Origin of the sequence: Caballeronia sp. GACF4 (assembly GCF_023631025.1) — a bacterium.
Taxonomy (GTDB): domain Bacteria; phylum Pseudomonadota; class Gammaproteobacteria; order Burkholderiales; family Burkholderiaceae; genus Caballeronia.
Genome location: NZ_JALQDW010000007.1, coordinates 125,574 through 146,236 on the forward strand (window position 1 = coordinate 125,574; position 20,663 = coordinate 146,236).

At 62.0% G+C, this 20,663-nt stretch carries 19 protein-coding genes; 11 read left to right on the plus strand and 8 right to left on the minus strand.

Annotated elements, in window-relative coordinates:
- Nucleotides 1-2 precede the first annotated feature (2 nt).
- The 3 genes from recJ to lysS all read left to right on the plus strand — a co-directional run bounded on the left by recJ (nt 3) and on the right by lysS (nt 4,512).
- Nucleotides 3-1,706, plus strand: coding sequence for a single-stranded-DNA-specific exonuclease RecJ (gene recJ / locus NCR40_RS08765; protein WP_250509241.1), 1,704 nt, complete (start codon nt 3-5; stop codon nt 1,704-1,706).
- A gap of 85 nt (nt 1,707-1,791) precedes the next feature.
- Nucleotides 1,792-2,896 (plus strand): peptide chain release factor 2 gene (prfB, locus tag NCR40_RS08770; RefSeq protein WP_244825612.1). Its coding sequence is split into 2 segments (ribosomal slippage): nt 1,792-1,872 and nt 1,874-2,896, totalling 1,104 coding nucleotides; the frame shifts between segments, so codons are not numbered across the junction.
- 89 nt (nt 2,897-2,985) lie between these two features.
- Nucleotides 2,986-4,512 carry a lysine--tRNA ligase gene (lysS, locus tag NCR40_RS08775; protein ID WP_244825614.1) on the plus strand — a complete coding sequence of 509 codons (1,527 nt, stop codon included), beginning with the start codon at nt 2,986-2,988 and terminating at the stop codon, nt 4,510-4,512.
- A 49-nt stretch (nt 4,513-4,561) separates the two neighbouring features.
- Here lysS and NCR40_RS08780 read toward each other — a convergent pair whose 3' ends face one another.
- The 3 genes from NCR40_RS08780 to NCR40_RS08790 all read right to left on the minus strand — a co-directional run bounded on the left by NCR40_RS08780 (nt 4,562) and on the right by NCR40_RS08790 (nt 8,347).
- On the minus strand, nt 4,562-6,154 hold the full coding sequence (locus NCR40_RS08780) for an aspartate:alanine exchanger family transporter (RefSeq protein ID WP_250509242.1): 1,593 nt from the start codon (nt 6,152-6,154) through the stop codon (nt 4,562-4,564).
- 67 nt (nt 6,155-6,221) lie between these two features.
- Nucleotides 6,222-7,400 carry an acetate/propionate family kinase gene (locus NCR40_RS08785; protein ID WP_250509243.1) on the minus strand — a complete coding sequence of 393 codons (1,179 nt, stop codon included), beginning with the start codon at nt 7,398-7,400 and terminating at the stop codon, nt 6,222-6,224.
- A gap of 8 nt (nt 7,401-7,408) precedes the next feature.
- Nucleotides 7,409-8,347 (minus strand): phosphate acetyltransferase, encoded by a 939-nt coding sequence (locus NCR40_RS08790; protein ID WP_250465192.1) that lies wholly within the window; start codon nt 8,345-8,347, stop codon nt 7,409-7,411.
- A 795-nt stretch (nt 8,348-9,142) separates the two neighbouring features.
- On the opposite strand from NCR40_RS08790, the gene NCR40_RS08795 reads away from it, so the two are divergent.
- Nucleotides 9,143-9,892 (plus strand): glycine zipper 2TM domain-containing protein, encoded by a 750-nt coding sequence (locus NCR40_RS08795; RefSeq protein ID WP_250509244.1) that lies wholly within the window; start codon nt 9,143-9,145, stop codon nt 9,890-9,892.
- A gap of 146 nt (nt 9,893-10,038) precedes the next feature.
- Here the strand turns inward: NCR40_RS08795 and pssA are convergent, their stop codons facing one another.
- The 5 genes from pssA to NCR40_RS08820 all read right to left on the minus strand — a co-directional run bounded on the left by pssA (nt 10,039) and on the right by NCR40_RS08820 (nt 15,218).
- Nucleotides 10,039-10,905, minus strand: a complete 867-nt coding sequence (gene pssA / locus NCR40_RS08800; RefSeq protein ID WP_244825623.1) for a CDP-diacylglycerol--serine O-phosphatidyltransferase — start codon at nt 10,903-10,905, stop codon at nt 10,039-10,041.
- Nucleotides 10,906-10,919: 14 nt separating this feature from the next.
- On the minus strand, nt 10,920-11,564 hold the full coding sequence (locus NCR40_RS08805; protein WP_244825625.1) for a phosphatidylserine decarboxylase: 645 nt from the start codon (nt 11,562-11,564) through the stop codon (nt 10,920-10,922).
- Nucleotides 11,565-11,777: 213 nt separating this feature from the next.
- The gene (gene ilvC / locus NCR40_RS08810) at nt 11,778-12,794 is read right to left on the minus strand and encodes a ketol-acid reductoisomerase (protein ID WP_244825627.1); all 1,017 of its coding nucleotides are present in this window, start codon (nt 12,792-12,794) and stop codon (nt 11,778-11,780) included.
- Nucleotides 12,795-12,855: 61 nt separating this feature from the next.
- Nucleotides 12,856-13,347 (minus strand): acetolactate synthase small subunit, encoded by a 492-nt coding sequence (gene ilvN, locus NCR40_RS08815; RefSeq protein ID WP_035939651.1) that lies wholly within the window; start codon nt 13,345-13,347, stop codon nt 12,856-12,858.
- A 107-nt stretch (nt 13,348-13,454) separates the two neighbouring features.
- The gene (locus NCR40_RS08820; protein ID WP_250465194.1) at nt 13,455-15,218 is read right to left on the minus strand and encodes an acetolactate synthase 3 catalytic subunit; all 1,764 of its coding nucleotides are present in this window, start codon (nt 15,216-15,218) and stop codon (nt 13,455-13,457) included.
- A 388-nt stretch (nt 15,219-15,606) separates the two neighbouring features.
- Between NCR40_RS08820 and NCR40_RS08825 the strand changes: the two genes are divergently transcribed.
- The 7 genes from NCR40_RS08825 to NCR40_RS08855 all read left to right on the plus strand — a co-directional run bounded on the left by NCR40_RS08825 (nt 15,607) and on the right by NCR40_RS08855 (nt 20,571).
- On the plus strand, nt 15,607-16,170 hold the full coding sequence (locus NCR40_RS08825; protein WP_244825631.1) for an RNA polymerase sigma factor: 564 nt from the start codon (nt 15,607-15,609) through the stop codon (nt 16,168-16,170).
- On the plus strand, nt 16,167-16,625 hold the full coding sequence (locus tag NCR40_RS08830) for a DUF3619 family protein (protein WP_250509245.1): 459 nt from the start codon (nt 16,167-16,169) through the stop codon (nt 16,623-16,625). The genes NCR40_RS08825 and NCR40_RS08830 overlap by 4 nt, the downstream gene beginning before the upstream one ends.
- 52 nt (nt 16,626-16,677) lie before the next feature.
- Complete coding sequence (locus NCR40_RS08835) at nt 16,678-17,445, plus strand: DUF3106 domain-containing protein (RefSeq protein ID WP_250509246.1); 768 nt, start codon at nt 16,678-16,680, stop codon at nt 17,443-17,445.
- Entirely contained in the window at nt 17,442-17,966 is a 525-nt protein-coding gene (locus NCR40_RS08840) for an RDD family protein (RefSeq protein WP_250492578.1), read from the plus strand. The genes NCR40_RS08835 and NCR40_RS08840 overlap by 4 nt, the downstream gene beginning before the upstream one ends.
- 79 nt (nt 17,967-18,045) lie before the next feature.
- Nucleotides 18,046-18,972, plus strand: a complete 927-nt coding sequence (locus NCR40_RS08845; protein ID WP_250492579.1) for a UDP-2,3-diacylglucosamine diphosphatase — start codon at nt 18,046-18,048, stop codon at nt 18,970-18,972.
- 28 nt (nt 18,973-19,000) lie between these two features.
- Nucleotides 19,001-20,032 (plus strand): glycosyltransferase family 4 protein, encoded by a 1,032-nt coding sequence (locus NCR40_RS08850; RefSeq protein ID WP_250509247.1) that lies wholly within the window; start codon nt 19,001-19,003, stop codon nt 20,030-20,032.
- A complete protein-coding gene (locus tag NCR40_RS08855; protein ID WP_250509248.1) occupies nt 20,029-20,571 on the plus strand; it encodes a diacylglycerol kinase in 543 nt (180 codons plus the stop codon). Before NCR40_RS08850 ends, NCR40_RS08855 begins: the two co-directional genes overlap by 4 nt.
- The last annotated feature ends 92 nt before the right edge of the window (nt 20,572-20,663 follow it).

A 20,663-nucleotide genomic window follows, 5' to 3' on the forward strand; every position in this document is an offset into this window, starting at 1 on the left:
GCATGACGCGTATCGTTACCCGCGCCGCCTCCCCCGCCGATGCCGAAGCCCTCGCAAGCCACGGCCTGCACCCCGTCATCGCGAGGCTGTATGCGTCGCGGGGCGTCACGTCGCCCGACGAAATCGAAACCGAGTTCAAGCGCCTGCACGCGCCCGTCGGCCTGAAGGGTTGCGATGCCGCCGCCGTCGTTCTCGCCGATGCGCTCGCAGCGAACAAGCGCATGCTCGTCGTCGCCGATTACGACTGCGACGGCGCGACCGCCTGCGCCGTCGCCGTGCGCGGGCTGCGCATGTTCGGCGCGGACATCGATTATCTGGTTCCGAACCGCTTCGAATATGGCTACGGGCTCACGCCGGAGATCGTCGAACTGGCGGCGCGTTCGCCACGCGGCGTACCCGATCTTCTGATTACGGTCGATAACGGCATTGCCAGCGTGGATGGCGTCGCGGCCGCCAATGCGCTCGGCATGGAAGTCGTCGTCACCGACCATCACTTGCCCGGCGACGAGTTGCCCGCCGCGCGCGCGATCGTCAATCCGAATCAGCCGGGCTGCGCGTTTCCGAGCAAATGCATCGCGGGCGTGGGCGTGATGTTCTACGTGCTGCTCGCGCTGCGCGCCGAACTGCGGCGTCGCGACACCTATGGCGATGGCCGCCCCGAACCGCGTCTCGACGGCCTGCTCGATCTGGTCGCGCTCGGCACCGTCGCGGATGTCGTGAAGCTCGACGCCAACAATCGCATTCTCGTCGCGCAGGGTTTGAAGCGGATTCGCTCGGGCCGCATGCAGCCGGGCATCGCCGCGCTTTTCCGGGCCGCGAGCCGCGATGCGCGCACCGCTTCCGGCTTCGATCTGGGCTTCGCGCTCGGACCGCGTCTGAACGCGGCGGGACGGCTGTCGGACATGTCGCTCGGCATCGAATGCCTGACGACCGACGATATCGGCCGCGCGTGGGAACTCGCGCAACAACTCGACGGCATGAACCGCGAGCGCCGCGAGATCGAAGCGGGCATGCAGCAGCAGGCGCTCGCCGAATTGCAGACGCTCGACCCCGGCGAGCGCGCCACGCTCACGCTCTACGACGCGAGCTGGCATCAGGGCGTGATCGGCATCGTCGCGGGGCGGCTGAAGGAGCGGTTTCATCGGCCGTCGTTCACCTTCGCGCACGCCGACGACAGCGGCGTGCTCTGCAAAGGCTCCGGCCGCTCGATTCCGGGCTTTCATCTGCGCGACGCCGTCGATCTCATTTCGAAGCGCGAACCCGGTCTCATCCACAAATTCGGCGGTCACGCGATGGCGGCGGGCCTCACGCTCGCCACCGCAGACATTCCGCGCTTCACGGCCGCGTTCGAGGCCATCGGACGCGAATGGCTGACGGCCGACGCGCTTTCACGCACCATCGAAACCGATGGCGAACTGGAGGACGCGTACTTCACGCCGCAATTCGTCGAATTGATCGACGCGGCCGTGTGGGGACAAGGCTTTCCGGCGCCCACGTTTTCCGGCGAGTTCGAGGTCGCGTCGCAGGCGCTCGTCAAGGACAAGCATCTGAAGCTGCAACTTCTGCGCGGGCGCCAGCGCTTCAACGCGATCTGGTTCAACCATGTCGACCCGCTTCCGGCGCGCGCGACGGTCGCTTACCGGCTCGTCAGCGATTCATGGAACGGCGTGGCGCGCGTGCAGCTGATCGTCGAACACGCGGGCTGAAAACCCGCCGGAACGGCCCGCTCGAAGCGGGAAAACTTGGTCGATCGGCTATAATTGCACCTTTTTACGAAGCCGAAGATCGACAATGGAAGCGGAACGTCTCAACGCGATCGAAAGCCTTCTGGCCGACCTGCGCCGTCGCGCGGGCGAGCTACGGGGGTATCTTTGACTACGACGCCAAGTCAGCGCGTCTAGCCGAAGTCAACAAAGAACTCGAAGACCCGAACGTCTGGAACGACTCGAAGAACGCGCAGGCGCTCGGTCGTGAGAAGAAGCTGCTGGACGGCGTGGTGTCGAAACTCACCGCGCTCGACAACGACCTGCGCGACGCCAGCGATCTCTTCGAGATGGCGCACGAGGAAGGCGACGAAGAAACGCTCGTCGCCTGCGAAACCGACGCGGAAGCACTGCGAGTGCGCGTCGAAGACACGGAATTTCGCCGGATGTTCTCGAACCCGGCCGACCCGAACAATTGCTTCATCGACATCCAGGCGGGCGCGGGCGGCACCGAGGCGTGCGACTGGGCGTCCATGCTGCTGCGCCAGTATCTTCGCTATTGCGAACGCAAGGGCTTCAAGACCGAAGTGCTCGAGGAATCCGAAGGCGACGTCGCCGGCATCAAGAGCGCGACCATCAAGGTGGAAGGCGAATACGCCTACGGCTATCTGCGTACCGAGACGGGCATTCACCGCCTCGTGCGCAAATCGCCGTTCGACTCGTCGGGCGGGCGGCATACGTCGTTCTCGTCGGTGTTCGTGTATCCGGAAATCGACGATTCGATCGAGATCGAAATCAATCCCGCCGATATCCGCACGGACACGTATCGCGCTTCGGGCGCGGGTGGCCAGCACATCAACAAGACCGACTCCGCGGTGCGTCTCACGCACGCGCCGACTGGCATCGTCGTGCAGTGCCAGAACGACCGCTCGCAGCACCGCAACCGCGCGGAAGCCATGCAGATGCTGAAGGCGCGTCTCTACGAATTCGAGATGCGCAAGCGCCAGGCCGAACAGGACAAGCTCGAATCGAGCAAGACCGATGTGGGCTGGGGCCATCAGATCCGCTCCTATGTGCTCGACCAGAGCCGCGTGAAGGACCTGCGCACCAGCGTGGAAATGAGCAACACGCGCGCCGTGCTCGACGGCGACCTCGACGACTTCATCAGCGCGAGCCTGAAACAGGGCGTTTGAGTTTCGCGGCGCGGATCCCGGCTTTCGGTATCCGCGCTTTCGTCTGGCCCTCGCCGCGCCGCATCCCACCGTATCGAAAGCTACACATCATGACCGAACCGACTCAAGCGGGCGCCGCGCCCGAACTGGAAGAAAACCAGATCATCGGCGAGCGTCGCGACAAATTGCGCGCGCTGCGCGAGCAAGGCGTCGCTTATCCGAACGACTTCCGTCCGACGCATCAGGCCGCCGCGCTGCAAGGCGAATTCGCCAATACCGACAAGGAAGCACTCGAAGCCAATCCCCTGCCCGTGGCGCTTGCCGGCCGCATGATGCTCAAGCGCGTGATGGGCAAGGCCAGCTTCGCGACGGTCCAGGACGGCAGCGGCCAGATCCAGTTCTTTATCACGCCCGCGGACGTCGGCGCCGAGACTTACGACGCCTTCAAGAAGTGGGACCTGGGCGATATCGTCGCCGCGCGCGGCGTCCTGTTTCGCACGAACAAGGGCGAACTGTCGGTGCGCTGCACGGAACTGCGCCTGCTTTCGAAGGCGCTGCGTCCGCTGCCCGACAAGTTTCACGGCCTTGCCGATCAGGAAATGCGCTATCGCCAGCGTTATGTCGATCTGATCGTCACGCCGGAGTCGCGCAAGACCTTCATGGCGCGGACCAAGGCGGTCACTTCCATTCGCAATTTCATGGCGCAGGCGAGCTTCATGGAAGTCGAAACGCCAATGCTGCACCCCATTCCGGGCGGCGCGGCGGCCAAGCCTTTCGTTACGCACCACAACGCGCTCGACATGCAGATGTTCCTGCGCATCGCGCCGGAGCTGTATCTGAAGCGGCTGATCGTCGGCGGCTTCGAGCGTGTGTTCGAGATCAATCGTAATTTCCGGAACGAAGGCGTGTCGCCGCGACACAACCCGGAATTCACGATGATGGAGTTCTACGCCGCATACACGGATTATCACTGGCTCATGGACTTCGTCGAGCAACTGATCCGCCAGGCGGCAATCGACTCGCTCGGCACCGCGAGCATCACGTATCAGGGCCGCGAACTCGATTTTTCGAAGCCGTTTCATCGGCTGACGATCAATCAGGCTATTCAAAAATACGCGCCGCAATACACCGACGCGCAACTCGGCGACGCCGCGTTCCTGCGCACGGAATTGAAAAAGTTCGGCGTGGATACGACGCAACCGGCGTTTTTGAATGCGGGCATTGGCGCATTGCAATTGGCGCTTTTCGAAGAGACGGCCGAATCGCAACTGTGGGAGCCGACATATATCGTCGATTATCCAATCGAAGTGTCGCCGCTCGCGCGTGAGTCGGACAGCGTGGCGGGCATTACGGAGCGCTTCGAGTTGTTCATCACGGGCCGCGAGATCGCCAACGGCTTTTCCGAATTGAACGATCCGGAAGATCAGGCCGCGCGCTTTCAGAAGCAAGTCGATCAGAAAGACGCTGGCGACGAAGAAGCCATGTTTTTCGATGCCGACTATATTCGCGCGCTCGAATACGGCATGCCGCCGACAGGCGGCTGCGGAATCGGCATTGACCGGCTGGTGATGTTGCTGACCGACAGCCCGAGCATCCGCGACGTCATTTTGTTCCCGCATCTGCGTCGCGAGGACTGAACTGAGTGGCGTTGACAGTGATGTCAGCGCTGTCTTGCAGCGCTTCTGATCAATGCCCCATCAACACGGCGGCAATCTGCGCGAACAGAATTTTCAGAATGGTCATCGACGGGAAAATCATGGCATAGCCGATATCCGGTTTATCGGTTGGCGTCACGCGATTGGCAAACGCGAGAATGGCGGGATTTCCCGTAGCGCCGCTGAGAACGCCAATGGTGGTATCGAACGGCAGCTTGAAAATCACCATGCAGAAAAACGCCGTCACGAGCACTAACGCAATCAGAATCACCGCGCCGTAAAGCAGGAGCGAAACACCCGTCGCCCCTACTTCGGCAAAGAATTTCGGTCCGGAAGCAATCCCGACCTGCGCCAGAAAAATGGTCAACCCGAAGTTCCGCAGAACCAGATTCGCCGACAATGGCACGCTCCAGATAAATGGCCCCGAGCGACGAATCTTCCCGAGATAAAGCGCGGTCAGCAGCAGCGCCGCAAGCCCGAGCGTCAGTTTTCCCACGCCGGGCACGGGAATCGGAATCATGCCGATGAGCAGGCCAATCGCGGCGCCAACGCCAATCGAGATGAAGCTGAGTTCGGCCGTCCCTTTGATCGAGTCGCCGAACAGTTTGCGAACCGCTTTGGCATGCGTCCGATTCACCAGCAACCCGACCCTGTCTCCGGTTTCCAAAATCAGATCGACGTGAGGCAACATGTCGGCGTCGCCTCTGCGCACATGAGCAATCGAGCAGACGACGCCATCGGGAAATCGAATGTCCCCAATGCGCTGCCCGGTCATGACCCGGCTCGATACGAACACGCGCAGGTAATCCAGATCTTCCCGATGCCGCGTGATTCTGCCCGGCTGAACCTCGCCGATGAGTGTGGCCGCCTCCTCCAGCGCGGCCGGCTCCAATGCCGTTGCCAGCAGGACATCGCCGGTTTGCAGAACGAAATCCGCGGTCGGCAGCCGGTTGCGATGCGCGCGGCGAACGGCGGCAATGGTCACGCCATCCGGCAACTCCGCATGAAGTTCGACTGCGCTGAGACCGACGAGCGCGGGATTTTGCAGGGCGATCTCCGCCGTCTCGATGTTGCTTTCGGGCGGCGCCTCGATCTTCACTTTGAGCAACGCGCCGAGGGCGTAGATCATCAGTATCGGACCGGCGACGCCGAATGGATAAGTCACGCTGTAGCCCACGGCGGCGCCATCGCTATGCAAGGTTGAGATCACGGCTTGCAACGTCGCCGTACTGGTTCCCGAGCCCGCGAACAAGCCGAGCGTTTCGTCGAGCCTCAGACCGAACGCCGGCACCAGCGAAAGCGACACGAAACCCGCCGCGACGACGCCAAGCGCCGCTGCCGCGTTGGCCCGCAATCCGTCCGCGCTCGTCAGTCCCTTGAAGAAATGCGCGCCGTACTGAATGCCGATGCCGTACAGAAACAGCAACAAGCCGAGCGTGCCGAGCAGCGCGGGCGGCAAGGCTTTCGGCGCGAATCCGCCGATTGCCAAGCCGACGAAAAGCACGGCCCCCGATCCGAGCGAGACGCCTTTGAGGCTGATCTCGCCAATCACATAGCCGAGCGCGATCGTGAGGAACAACGTGAAGAGCGGCTGAGCTTCGAGCAGCGTCCTGATTGCGTTCATAACGTCCTCTTGTCGATGTCAGCCGCGCCACGCATCGTCTTTCCGCTGGCAATGCGCCCGCCGACGTTCAGCCTCCCAGCAGCCTTAACGCGTGACGGGCAATCATCAATTCTTCGTTCGTCGGGATGACACAGACATCGACTGCGCTCGTCGAATCGTCGATGCGCCGTTCGTGGCGTGCATTGGCCTCGTCGTCGAGCGATACGCCGAGCCATGCCGCCGCGCGCCCCACGCGCTCGCGCACGGGCGCCGCACGTTCGCCGATGCCGCCGGTAAACACGAGCGCATCGAGCCCGCCGAGCGCGGCCGCAAGCGAGCCGAGTTCGCGCGAGATTCGATAACAAAACAGATCGACCGCTTCGGCGGCAGCGGGTGCATCGCTCGCGAGCAGCGTGCGCATATCGCTGGAAATACCCGACACGCCGAGCAGACCGGAGCGCTTGTAGAGCAGCGTCTCGATGGCATGGGCGTCCATGCGCGCTTCCTGCATCATCCATAGCAGCACGCCGGGATCGACGCTCCCGCAGCGCGTGCCCATGACGAGCCCTTCGACGGCCGTGAAGCCCATCGTATTGGCGATGCTCTTGCCTCGATCGAGCGCCGTCATGCTCGCGCCGTTGCCAAGATGAAGCACCACGCTCTTGCCATTGGCGGCCTTCGCGCTGTATTGCGGCAGAACGCTCGCGATGTACTCGTACGACAGCCCGTGAAACCCGTAGCGCCGCACGCCGCGTTGCGTGATCTCGGGCGGCAGCGCGAAGCGCGTCGCCGCTGCGGGCTGCGTATGGTGGAAGGCCGTATCGAAACATGCGATTTGTGGCACCTGCGGATTGCGCGCTCGTATCGCGCGGATCGCTGCGAGGTTATGCGGCTGATGGAGCGGTGCGAGCGGAACGAGCGCTTCCAGTTGCGCGAGCACGTCCGTATCGACGCGCACCGGCGCTGCAAATCGTTCACCGCCATGCACCACACGATGACCCACGGCAAGCAGTTTCGCGCCGGAAGAGCGTTCACGCAGCCAGTTCAGCAAGAACGTGATCGCATTGTCGTGCCCGAGTTGTTCGCCTTCGGGCCAATGCTTTTCGTCGATGAGTTCGCCGTTCGGCCGCCTGGCCTCGAAGTACGGCCTGCCGTAGATCTCTTCGAGCTTGCCGCCGGCGACAGGATCGAGGCTGCCTTCCGTCTCGACGTATGCATGAAACTTGATGCTGGACGACCCCGCGTTGATGACCAGAACGACGTCCATACATCCCTCTAGACGATCGCGGCCGAAGGATTCTCGCGCCGCGCGAGCGCCACGAGCGAGGCCACCGCGCATGATGCGAGCCGCGTCATGATCGAATCCGCACGGCTCGTCAGGATGATCGGCACCTTCGCGCCCAGCACGATGCCCGCTGCATCCGCGCCAGCGAGAAACGACAAGCTCTTTGCCAGCAGGTTTCCGGACTCGAGGTCCGGCACGACGAGCACGTTCGCGCGCCCCGCCACCGGTGATTCGATCCCCTTGATCCTTGCGGCTTCCTCGCTGATTGCGTTGTCGAGCGCGAGCGGGCCGTCGAGAATGCCGCCCGTGATCTGCTGGCGATCGGCCATCTTGCAGAGCGCGGCGGCATCTAGCGTCGAGGGCACCTTCGAATTCACGGTTTCCATCGCGGAAAGAATCGCTACCCGCGTCTCGGCAATGCGCAACGCGTGAGCGAGATCGATGGCGTTCTGCACGATGTCGCGCTTCTGGTCGAGCGTCGGTGAGATGTTGACGGCGGCATCGGTGATGATCAGGGCATTTTCGCGGCCGGGAACATCCATCACGAAACAGTGGCTCACGCGCCGCCCGGTGCGCAAGCCGTTACGCGTGACCACCGCGCCCATCAGTTCGTCGGTGTGCAGCGAGCCTTTCATCAGCGCTTCCGCGCGCCCTTCATGCACGAGTTGCACCGCGACTTCCGCCGCCGCGTGGCTGTGCGGAACGTCGATAATGGGTAAATCGCCGAGATCGAGATTGCACTCGCTGGCGACCGCTTCGAGTTTGCTGCGCGAGGCCACGAGAATCGGCGCGACGAGCCCGAGCCGCGCCGCTTCGATGATGGAAGACAGAGAGTCGTGATCGCATGGATGAGCGACCGCGGTCGGCAGCGGCGGCAAAGTGCTGGCGAAAGCGAGCAGCCGCTCGTATTTTTCGCGTTTGAATTCCATTTCAAGCCCTCGATTGGCGTGAACTGCTGGCGCTTGGCGATGCACGATGAGTCGAGCACCGGCATCGATGCGCGTCGTGTGACTGCTTCGCGCCGCTGCCACGTTCGATCGTGCTGCCGCTTCTCGCCGTGCCGGATCGTGGCCACGGAGCGTCTCTCTGTGCGGGTCTCGTAATCGACGGGAGGCATCGATCCTCGCGTCTACCTTCGCGCGGCTGGGTCAGCATACGCTGCGCGAATTCGCCGGAACACACTCGGTTAGAGAACGGCCGACGCGCATCTCTGAAACGATCAGCATTGCGAATAAACGCGAAACGGCATCGACGATTGGTTATGTCGATGGGGCTTCTTGCGTCGTTGTGTTGCGAGCGATTTAGCGTTTTGCCGGGCGGTTACGGCAATGGCATTCCACGCGTTACGCGAAGACTTTCTCTTTGTGTGATGCGCAACGCGGGAACAAGAGACCGTTCAAGAAGTGGCGGCGCCTACGCGCGAGGAGCGCCCCGCTGACGATCAGCTTATTTCCAGCCGTTTTTGCCCGAGGCATCATCTTTTTGTAACTACTGGTAAAGGTCGAGCGGGTCTTGGTCGCGTCAAATCGCCTTCGGATAGGGCAGATCACGTTTGGCATTATTTGTGCTTTCCACTTTGTGCCTAGCGGTCGAGCATTTGTTACAACCGCTTAAGCACAAAATCCGGGTTTCCCCGAGAATCGTATTGCACAGACGGCATCGGCAGTATGCCGCTTATAGTCAGCGCATCTGCGCTTCCAAAGCCTCGGTACGGAGGTCCAAAAATGGATAACGGGAACAGTAAATTTACGCCGGCCACTTCGCCCTCGACAGGCAGTGGTCAACCGCCACAACGGCGTCTGCATCCGCTCATCGCCACGGCGGCGGGCGCGGTGATCGTCGCGAGTCTCGTGGCCACGGCTGCGATGACGGGAATCTTCCCGCGCGCATCGAGCAATTCGGCGGATACGGCGCAGACGCAGGCGGCAGCCGTCGCGCAGCAGCAACCCAGCGCTGCGCAACAAGCCGCACAGCAGCAAGCGGCGCAACAAGCACAACAGCAGGCAGCGCAGCAACAAGCCGCTCAACAGCAAGCCGCGGAACAAGCCGCGCAGCAACGGGCGGCCCAGCAGCAAGCTCAGCAACAGCCGCCTGTTCAGCAACCGTCGTATGCACAACAGCCTCCCGCGCATCCGGCTTATTGCTCGACCTGCGGGACGGTTGAAGCCATCTCCGCCGTTCGTCAGGAAGGACACGGTACCGGCATCGGTGCGGTGGGCGGCGCGGTGGCGGGTGGCGTCGTCGGCAACCAGTTCGGCCGTGGTGGCGGACGTACCGCAATGACGCTCCTGGGCGCGCTTGGCGGCGGTCTGGCAGGCAATTCGGTCGAGAAACACGTTCGCAGCGAGACGGACTATTCGGTGCGCGTGCGGATGGAAAACGGCAAGACGCGCTACTTCACGTATAAGCAGCAACCGCCGTTCGGCGAAGGTCAACGCGTACGTGTGCAGAACGGCACGTTAGTGGCGGGTTGAGCCGTCCGCGAACACCTGCACTAGTCGCGTCGACTCGCGACAATATCCGCGCGCGCTGTTTGTCCTTGGACACTGTCGGTAAGCAAAAAGGCGGCGATCTTTCAAATCGCCGCCTTTTCTTTTTCTCACGATGACAGTGATGCCCCTTAACCATCCCGCTGCGAGCTACGCGCCGGGTTCGGCCGCCCGCGTATCGCCATATAGCCCCACCAGACGTAGCCCGAAAAGCCGTACAGAACGAAGAGGCAAAACAGCATGACCGGCGGATCTGACGACACCAACACGAACGCCACCACGACGAGCAACACGCCCGCGAATGGCACGCGATACCGCACATCCAGCGCCTTGCCGCTGTAGAACGGCGCGTTCGATACCATCGTCACGCCCGCATAGACAGTAAGTGCAAAGGCCACCCACGGCAGCCACACGAGCTTGAGCGGCACGCGGTTATCGGTCGCGAGCCACACGAAGCCCGCGATCAACGCAGCCGCGGCCGGACTCGGCAAGCCCTGGAAATAGCGCTTGTCGACCACGCCCACGTTCGTATTGAAGCGCGCAAGCCGCAACGCCGCGCCGGAGCAATACACGAAGGCCGCGAGCCAGCCCCAACGGCCGAGATCCTTCAAAACCCATTCATACATGACGAGCGCCGGCGCGACCCCGAACGACACCATGTCCGAAAGACTGTCGAATTGCTCGCCGAACGCGCTCTGCGTGTGCGTCATGCGCGCGACGCGTCCGTCCATGCCATCGAGCACCATCGCGACGAAAATGGCGATGGCCGCGATCTCGAAGCGAACGTTCATCGCCTGGACGACAGCGAAGAAGCCGCAAAAGAGCGCCGCCGTGGTGAACGCGTTAGGCAGGAGATAAATGCCGCGTTTGCGCAGGAACTGCTGCCGCTTGGCGCGCCGCGTTTCCACGGCGCCGACGTCCTGCGCGGCCTTGTTGCGCCGGAAGGCACGCGGAGTCGCGCCGTTCATACGGTTACGGCGCGGTTTGAATGCCGCCATCGAAACCCCCGGCGTTATTCCGCGAACTCGGCGAGGATCGTCGACGATGCGGACACTTTCTCGCCAATCGAGACACGCGGACGGCTACCAATCGGCAGATACACGTCGACGCGCGAACCGAAACGAATGAAGCCATAGCGCTGACCGCGCGTGAGCGGCTCGCCCACATGCACATAGCAGAGAATACGTCGCGCGATGAGGCCCGCGATCTGCACCGACGTCACGGTATGACCGCTCGCCGTCTGCAAGACGATGGCATTGCGCTCGTTCTCCGTCGATGCCTTCTCGACCGCCGCATTCAGATACGCGCCCGGGAAGTACTGAACCTTGCTGATGGCGCCATCGACCGGCGAACGCTGCGAATGCACGTTGAAAACGTTCATGAACACGCTGATCTTGAGCGCCTCACGGCCCGCATACGGATCATGCGCGGTTTCGACCGCGACGATGCGCCCGTCGGCCGGACACAGCACGGCGTTGGCCTGCGCGGGAATGGGACGCGGCGGGTCGCGAAAAAACTGGACGACGAAGATCACGATCAGCCAGAAAATCCAGGCGAAGCCGAAGCCGCCGAGCGCCTGCACGAGAATCGCAACGACGGCCGCGATGGCGATGAACGGCCAGCCTTCGCGGGCAATGATCGGATGAGGATAGTTCATGAACGAGTTCGATGTTTTATTAAAACCGTAGGATAGCAAAAGCCGCCCGGAGCACAGGGCATCCGGACGGCTTTAGTTTCAGCAAGAAACGTGCTGCAAACATCGATCTCCACGCATGCGAAGAAAATGGCGCAAGCAGCAGGCCCCTCGGAAACGCGGTCTATCTCCACGCAAACGGAGAAGGGGCAAGTTACGAACCCCTCGAAGCGAGACTTAGTTCTTCGACTGATCGACCAGCTTGTTCTTCGCGATCCACGGCATCATGGCGCGCAGCTTCTCGCCGACCTGCTCGATCTGATGCTCGGCCGTCAGACGGCGACGCGATTGCAGCGTCGGCGCGCCAGCGCGGTTTTCGATGATGAAGCTCTTCGCGTATTCGCCGGTCTGGATGTCTTTCAGCACGGCCTTCATCGCCTTCTTCGTTTCTTCCGTGACGATGCGCGGACCCGTCACGTACTCGCCGTACTCGGCGTTGTTCGAGATCGAGTAGTTCATGTTGGCGATACCGCCTTCATAGATCAAGTCGACGATCAGCTTCAGTTCGTGCAGGCACTCGAAGTACGCCATTTCTGGCGCGTAGCCCGCTTCCACCAGCGTTTCGAAGCCAGCCTTGATCAGGTCCACCGTGCCGCCGCACAGCACGGCCTGCTCGCCGAACAGGTCGGTTTCGGTTTCTTCGCGGAAGTTCGTTTCGATGATGCCGGCACGTCCGCCGCCGTTGGCCGCCGCATACGACAGCGCCACGTCGCGGGCCGAACCCGACTTGTCTTGTGCCACCGCGATCAGGTGCGGCACACCGCCGCCTTGCTGATACGTGTTGCGCACGGTGTGGCCCGGCGCCTTCGGCGCGATCATGATGACGTCCAGATCCGCGCGCGGGATCACCTGGCCGTAATGCACGTTGAAGCCGTGCGCGAACGCCAGCGCCGCGCCTTCCTTGGCATTGGCGTGGACTTCGTTCTTGTAGACTTCGGCGATCTGCTCGTCGGGCAGCAGCATCATGACGACATCCGCGCCCTTCACGGCTTCGGCCACTTCCTTGACCTTCAGGCCCGCGTTCTCGGCCTTGCTCCACGAAGCACCGCCTTTACGCAGGCCGACCGTCACGTTCACGCCGCTTTCCTTCAGGTTCAGCGCGTGCGCATGGCCTTGCGAGCCATAACCGATGATGGTGACTTGCTTGCCCTTGATGAGGGAGAGGTCGGCGTCTTTGTCGTAGAAAACTTTCATGGTGGTTCCTTGAGGTCTGTCTCCGCGCAGGCAGAGAAAACTAGTCGAAATGAGTGTAGGTTTAAACCTTCAGAATGCGCTCGCCCCGGCCGATGCCGGAACTGCCCGTGCGAACCGTTTCCAGAATGGCCGTGGCGTCGAGCCCCTGAATGAACGCGTCGAGTTTGTCGGATGCGCCCGTCAGTTCCATCGTGTAGGTCTTTTCGGTCACGTCGATGATGCGGCCACGGAAGATATCCGCCATGCGCTTCATCTCTTCGCGTTCCTTGCCGACCGCTCTTACCTTGATGAGCATCAGCTCGCGCTCGATGTGGGCGCCCTCTGTCAGGTCGACCACTTTCACCACCTCGATCAGGCGGTTCAGGTGCTTCGTGATCTGTTCGATCACGTCGTCCGAGCCAATCGAGACGATGGTCAGCCGCGACAGCGAACTGTCTTCGGTCGGCGCCACCGTCAGCGTTTCAATGTTGTAGCCGCGCGCGGAAAAGAGCCCGACGACACGCGATAACGCGCCCGGTTCGTTTTCCAGCAGTACGGAGATGATGTGTTTCATGTCTTTTCCCGAGGTTTATCCAGTTGGCGTCTGCTTCGAAAAACCCGTGCGCGGCGCTCGTCCTTTGTGAAGACGGGTGCGCCCGGGCCTCGCGAGTCAAAGCCGCGTTATAGATCTTCCGAGCCGAGCAGCATTTCCGTGATGCCCTTGCCTGCTTGCACCATGGGAAATACGTTTTCGGTGGGATCGGTCTGGAAGTCGAGAAATACGGTGCGATCTTTCAGGCGCAGCGCTTCCTTCAGCGCCGGCTCGACGTCCGCGGTCTTTTCGACGCGAATGCCGACATGCCCATACGCTTCGGCGAGCTTCACGAAGTCAGGCAGCGCGTCCATGTAGGAACTGGAATAGCGCTTCTTGTATTCGATCTGCTGCCACTGGCGCACCATGCCGAGATAGCGGTTGTTGAGCGAGATGATCTTGACGGGCGTGTTGTACTGCTTGCACGTCGAGAGCTCCTGAATGCACATCTGGATGGAGCCTTCGCCCGTGATGCAGACCACTTCCTCGTCGGGAAAAGCCATCTTCACGCCCATGGCTGCCGGCAAGCCGAAACCCATGGTGCCGAGACCGCCCGAGTTGATCCAGCGGCGCGGCTTGTTGAACGGATAGAACTGCGCGGCCCACATCTGATGCTGGCCGACATCCGAACAGACGAAGGCGTTGCCGTCGGTCAGTTCATGCAGCTTCTGGACGACATATTGCGGCTTGATGATCTCGCTTTTGCGGTCGTAAGCGAGGCAGTCTTTCGAGCGCCAGGCTTCGATCTGGTCCCACCACGACTTGAGCGCCTGCGTGTCCGGGCCGTGTTCCGCCGTCTGCAACTGCTCGATCAACTCCTTCAGCACTTCCTTCACGTCGCCGACGATGGGAATGTCCACCTTCACGCGCTTGGAAATGGACGAAGGATCGATGTCGATGTGGATGATCTTGCGCGGCGACGATGCGAAGTGCGCCGGGTCGCCGATCACGCGGTCGTCGAAGCGCGCGCCAATGGCGATCAGCACGTCGCAGTTCTGCATGGCCATGTTGGCTTCGTACGTGCCATGCATGCCGAGCATGCCGAGGAATTTCTTGTCGCTCGCGCGGTAACCGCCCAGACCCATCAGCGTGTTGGTGACCGGATAACCCAGCAAATCGGCGAATTGGTTCAGTTCGCGCGATGCATCCGCGAGGATGATGCCGCCGCCGGTATAGATATACGGGCGCTTGGCCGAAAGCAGCAGTTGCACCGCCTTGCGGATCTGGCCGGAGTGGCCCTTCGTCACCGGGTTATACGAACGCAGCGACACGCTCTTCAGCGGTTCGTACTTGCACGGCGCCTTCGACACGTCCTTCGGAATGTCGATCAGCACCGGACCGGGGCGACCCGTGCGAGCAATGTAGAACGCTTTCTTGACGGTGGCGGCGAGATCGCGCACGTCCTTCACGAGGAAGTTGTGCTTGACGCAGGGCCGCGTGATGCCGACGGTGTCGCACTCCTGGAACGCGTCGAGGCCGATGGCCGCGGTCGGAACCTGCCCGCTGATGATGACGAGCGGAATGGAGTCCATATAAGCCGTGGCAATACCCGTCACCGCATTGGTGACGCCGGGGCCGGAAGTCACGAGGCACACGCCCACGTTGCCGGTCGAGCGCGCATAGGCGTCGGCGGCGTGTACGGCGGCCTGTTCGTGGCGCACGAGAATGTGCTGGATCTGGTCCTGCTTGTACAGCTCGTCGTAGATGTAGAGTACCGAGCCGCCGGGATAGCCCCAAATGAACTCGACCTTCTCGTCAGCGAGCGCGCGCATGAGCACGGTGCCGCCGATGGAGTCAGCTTCGTGAGGGGGAGTCGTATCCGACGTGGAGAATTCCGCGCTGGGCATGTTCATTCATCACCTTTCGAATTTTCGGCAAAAAATTGATCGGGTGCTCTCTGCCGGGCTTGTGGCTCGGGTTCAAGCGGCGCGTCTTGAATTGACTGGCGTGCTTCTTGGGCTCGCCTCAAAGCAGACATTTCACTTTATGATGCGAGTCGGAAAATGTAGCCCGGCGCGCGCAACGGGTCAAGAAAAAAGTTTCGGAAATCTCCGATCCGACGCTTTTCGGAAAAGGCTCAGATTTAGCACAACGTTTGACGCTTGGAGCAGCGAGTACGTAAATCGGGCAACAAATCGTCCCAAATCCTCCCGGCGTGGCGAAAATTTGCTAGCATCCGCAGGTTTTCCTAGAACCCACGATCCCTTTCGACGCAAATTCGTTGCGCCGGGCTCCCAACGGATGGCATCAGACAAGGAACTTGCCGATTTCCTGGCGGGCGTCGAACGACGCGCGTTCAAACAGACCGTGTACACCGTCCGCGACGACGACGCGGCGCTGGACATCGTGCAGGACGCCATGATCAAACTGGCGGAAAAATACGGTGACAAGCCGCCTTCCGAGCTTCCGCTGCTTTTCCAGCGTATCCTCCAGAATGCGACGCACGACTATTTCCGTCGCCAGAAGGTGCGGAACACGTGGGTCAGCCTCTTTTCGTCCTTCGGAAACGCGGACGACGACGAGTTCGACCCGCTCGAATCCTTCGAATCGCAAGACGGCGCACTCGGCAGCGAGAGCAGCGAGAACAAACTGGAACGCGAACAGGTACTCAACCTGATCGACGCGGAAATCCAGAAATTGCCGGCACGTCAACGAGAAGCCTTTCTCATGCGTTACTGGGAAGATATGGATGTCGCAGAGACGGCCGCCGCCATGGGCTGCTCCGAGGGCAGCGTCAAAACGCATTGTTCACGCGCCACGCACGCCCTCGCGCACGCCCTGAAAGCCAAAGGGATCACGCTATGAGTTCCGTTCTTGATTCAAAGGAAAACGAGTTCGCGCTGAAGGTAGTTCGCGCGCTGGACGAAAGTACATCGACTATTCCGGCCGCCGCGGTCGACCGGCTCGCCGAGGCGCGCCGGGCTGCTATCGCGCGCAAAAAGCCGGAGAAGGTCGCCATGACCGCGCCCGCGTTCACGCCGGCTTTGGCCGGAGCAGGCGCGAGCCTCTCGGCGGGCGGCGCGGATCACGACGGCTCCGAGACGCAAGGGCCGAAGGGCCTGTTCGCGCGGCTCGGCGGCTTCGGCCTCGTGTGGCCGGTGTGCGCGCTGGCTATCGGTCTGGCTGGCATCGCTTACTGGGAAGATCAGGAGCGCCGTGCCGAACTCGCCGACATCGACGCGGCCATGCTCTCCGACAGCTTGCCGCTCGACGCCTATCTCGACCACGGCTTCAACGCATATTTGACGCGTAATCACTAACGCGTATTGTCGAATCTTTCAACTGACATCAAACCTGGCGGGGAGTTTTCGGGTGAGTTACAAGCGCGGTCTCGCGATTGTCTTTAGTTGCGCGATTGCGAGTCTGGTCGCATTCGCCGCGACTTATCCGCGCTTTTACCCGGCCACCGCCGCCTTGCTCTCGACCGCCGCCGCGCCCAACGGCGCAAGTTCGGGCGCCGATTCCGGCCTTTCGCTGTCTGCGCTCTCTTCCGGCAGTCCGCTCTCGTGGAATCGTCTCACCGAAGCGCAGCACGTCGCGCTCGCGCCATTCTCCACGCAATGGGATTCCTTCAGCGAAGAGCGCAAGCAAAAGTGGCTGAAGATCGCATCGCGCTATCACCGCATGTCGCCCGAGGCGCAAAAGCGTCTGCATCAGCGCATGGAGGAATGGACGCGCATGACGCCGGACCAGCGCAAAGTCGCGCGCGAGAACTATCAGGTTTCAAAGTCCGTCGCGCCGGAGAATCGCGAAAAGGCGTGGGATGCTTACCAGAAGCTTTCCGAAGAGCAGAAGAAAAAGCTCGCCGCCACCGAGCGCACGCGCCGTCCCACGGTCGTCAGCGCGCCGCCGACCGGCAAGAGTGAAGTGAAGGACATCAACCGGCTCGTGGCCGCGCGCGAGCAAGGCCACGGCGCGGGACATGCCGAAGGCGGCTCCGGTGCGCCGGCTGCATCGCCTTCTTCCACCTCAACCGTCTCGCCCGCCACGCCCGCGATTCCCAACGCCGCGAGCGTCGTGCCGGCAACGCCGATTCCCGTCTCCCCGCAGCAAGCGCCTTCCATGTACAACGGCTCATGAGCGCGTCCGCTTCCACCACCACGCCTCTCTCGCCGCTCCACGCGCCCACGCTGCGCCGCCGGCTCGCGACGATGGTCTACGAAGGCGTCATCCTGTTCGGCGTGGTGTTCATCTCCGGATATTTGTTCAGCACGCTCACTCAGCAGAAAAACGGCCTTACGCATCACAACTGGCTGATGACGTGGATCGGTCTCGTGCTCGCCGCGTATTTCGTGTGGTTCTGGACCCACGGCGGCCAGACGCTGCCAATGAAAACCTGGCGCCTCAAATTGGTCGATGCCCACGGTGAGCCCGTCACGCCTGGCCGGGCTCTCGCGCGCTACGCGCTCGCTTGGCTGTGGTTCCTGCCGCCGCTCGCGCTGCATCCGCTGCTCGGGCTCGCCGTGCCGCAGACGCTCGCCGTGTTCGCGGCCTGGATCGCGCTGTGGGCGGCCGCCGTCCGGCTCGATCCGGCGCGGCAGTTTCTGCACGATCGCCTGGCTGGCACGCGCATCATCACGGCGCCGGCTCCCTACAAGTAATAAGAACTTCTCGTGACTGTCACGGCTCGGTCACGGCCGCATGGCGCAATGCGCATATCGAAACCCGATACGCGAGCCCATGACCTTCCACTCGACCGTCACGCAGGCAATCGAAGCGTCTTCCGCTTATCGTTTTCGGAGCGCCGATCTGCGCGGCGCGACGCATGAAGCCGCCCTGCCGCTGCCGGCGAACCCGGGCGTCGACGACGACAGCGAATCCTCCAGTGCGCCTCAACGCTATCGCGCGATCTGGCTGTCGGACATCCATTTGGGCTCCGGCGGCTGCCAGGCGCCCTATCTGCTCGATTTTCTGCGCCACAACGAGTCGGAGTATCTGTATCTCGTCGGCGACATCATCGATGGCTGGCAACTGAAGAAAGGCTGGTTCTGGCCGCAGGCGCACAACGACGTCATTCAGAAAATCCTGCGCAAGGCGCGCAAGGGCACGCAAGTCGTCTATATCCCCGGCAATCACGACGAAGCCGCGCGCCAGTACTGCGATCTCGCGTTCGGCGACATCCACGTGCGCGGCGAAGCCTTCCATACGACGCTCGCGGGCAAGCGTCTTTGGATCGTGCACGGCGATCTCTTCGACGGCGTGATCCAGCACGCGAAATGGCTCGCCTATCTCGGCGACACCGCCTACACGATGATCCTGCTGCTCAACCGCTGGTTCAATCGCGTGCGCACGAAGCTTGGCTTCGACTACTGGTCGCTCTCGCAGTATCTCAAGCATCAGGTCAAAAACGCGGTCAACTTCATTTCGCAGTTCGAACGGGTCATGACCGACGAAGCTCGCCGCCGCGGCTGCGATGGCGTGGTGTGCGGGCATATCCACAAAGCCGAGATACGCGATATCGACGGCATTCTCTATTGCAACGACGGCGACTGGGTGGAGAGCCTCTCCGCGCTCGTCGAAACCCAAGACGGCGAACTGAAGATCGTCTACTGGACCGTCATGCACTCCCCGGAAGCGCAACCGAACCGCGTGCGCGCCACCGTCTGAACCGCATCCTCACCCGAGCCGAAATCCGATGAAAATCATGATCGTCACCGATGCATGGGAGCCGCAGGTCAATGGCGTCGTGCGCACGCTTACGCAGACGAGCCGCGAACTCACGGGCCTCGGGCATCGCGTGGAATTGCTCACGCCGCTCGAGTTCAAAACCATTCCGTGTCCGACTTATCCCGAGATTCGCCTATCATTAATGCCGGGCCGGCACGTGGCGAAGCGTATCGACGAATTCGCGCCGGACGCGCTGCATATCGCGACCGAAGGCCCGCTCGGCATGTCGGCGCGTGCCTATGCGCTGCGTCACAAACTGCCGTTCACGACCGCTTATCACACGCGTTTTCCCGAGTACGTGAAAGCGCGCTTCGGTATTCCGCTCGCCATGACTTATCGGTTTCTGCACTGGTTTCATCGGCATTCGCAGGCGGTGATGGCGCCTACTCCGGTCGTCAAGCATGACCTGGAACAGTACGGCTTCACCAACGTCGTGCTGTGGACGCGTGGCGTCGATCTGGACATCTTTCATCCGATGGACTCTAAGGTGCTCAACACCGCGCGGCCCATCTTTCTGTATGTCGGGCGCGTGGCCGTGGAAAAGAACGTGGAAGCGTTTCTGAAGCTCGATCTGCCCGGCTCGAAGTGGGTCGCGGGCGAAGGACCGGCGCTCGCGGAACTGAAATCGCGCTATACGAACGTCAACTATCTCGGCGTGCTCTCGCAGACGGAACTGGCGAAGGTCTACGCCGCCGCCGATGTCTTCGTGTTCCCGAGCCGCACCGATACCTTCGGCCTCGTGCTGCTCGAAGCGATGGCCTGCGGCACGCCGGTCGCCGCGTATCCGGTCACGGGTCCAATCGATGTACTAGGTGAACACGGTCCCGGCGCGCTCCATGAAGATCTGCACGAAGCCTGTCTGCAAGCGCTCAAGATCGAACGCGCCGATGCCCGCGCGTGGGCCGAGCGTTTCTCGTGGCGCGCGGCCTCCGAGCAGTTCGCCTCGCATTTGCGCCAGGTCGAACCACGCGCGCCGAGCACCGACCGGGCGGTCGCATGACGCAAAAGAGGCTCGCCGAGCAACGCGCCGAAGCTCACGCCCGTGCGGCGCCTCGTCCGCTCGAGTCCAAGCGCGATGGCGACGTCGAAGCCAATGAGGAAAACGAACCGCTAGGTCCCGACGATCCGCTCGCGCCGCTGCCCTTCAACCCGTATAAGGGAAATCGCGGCTTCACGCGCGCCTGGCACGCGATGAAGAACTCGCTCAACGGTTTTCGCGTCGCCATTCGCGAGGAAAGCGCGTTTCGTCAGGAGCTCACGCTCGCCGCGATTCTTCTGCCATGCAGTCTTTTTGTGCCGGTGGCGCCCGTCGAGCGCGCGGCGCTGATCGCATCCGTGCTGTTCGTGCTGATCGTCGAATTGCTCAATTCGAGCGTGGAAGCGGCTATCGACCGCATCTCGCTCGAACGTCACGAACTCTCGAAGCGCGCGAAGGATTTCGGCAGCGCGGCCGTGATGGTCGCGCTCGGCGTTTGCCTCATTACGTGGGCGTTGATTCTCTGGCCGGTCGTGTCGAATTGGCTCGCTCGTATCCCATAAAAGATGAATGCCACCTGAAACGCAGCACTGTCGCGCCGAACGACCGGTTTATAATCGTCCGACATTCTCAAAAATAGCAACGGAAACCGGTC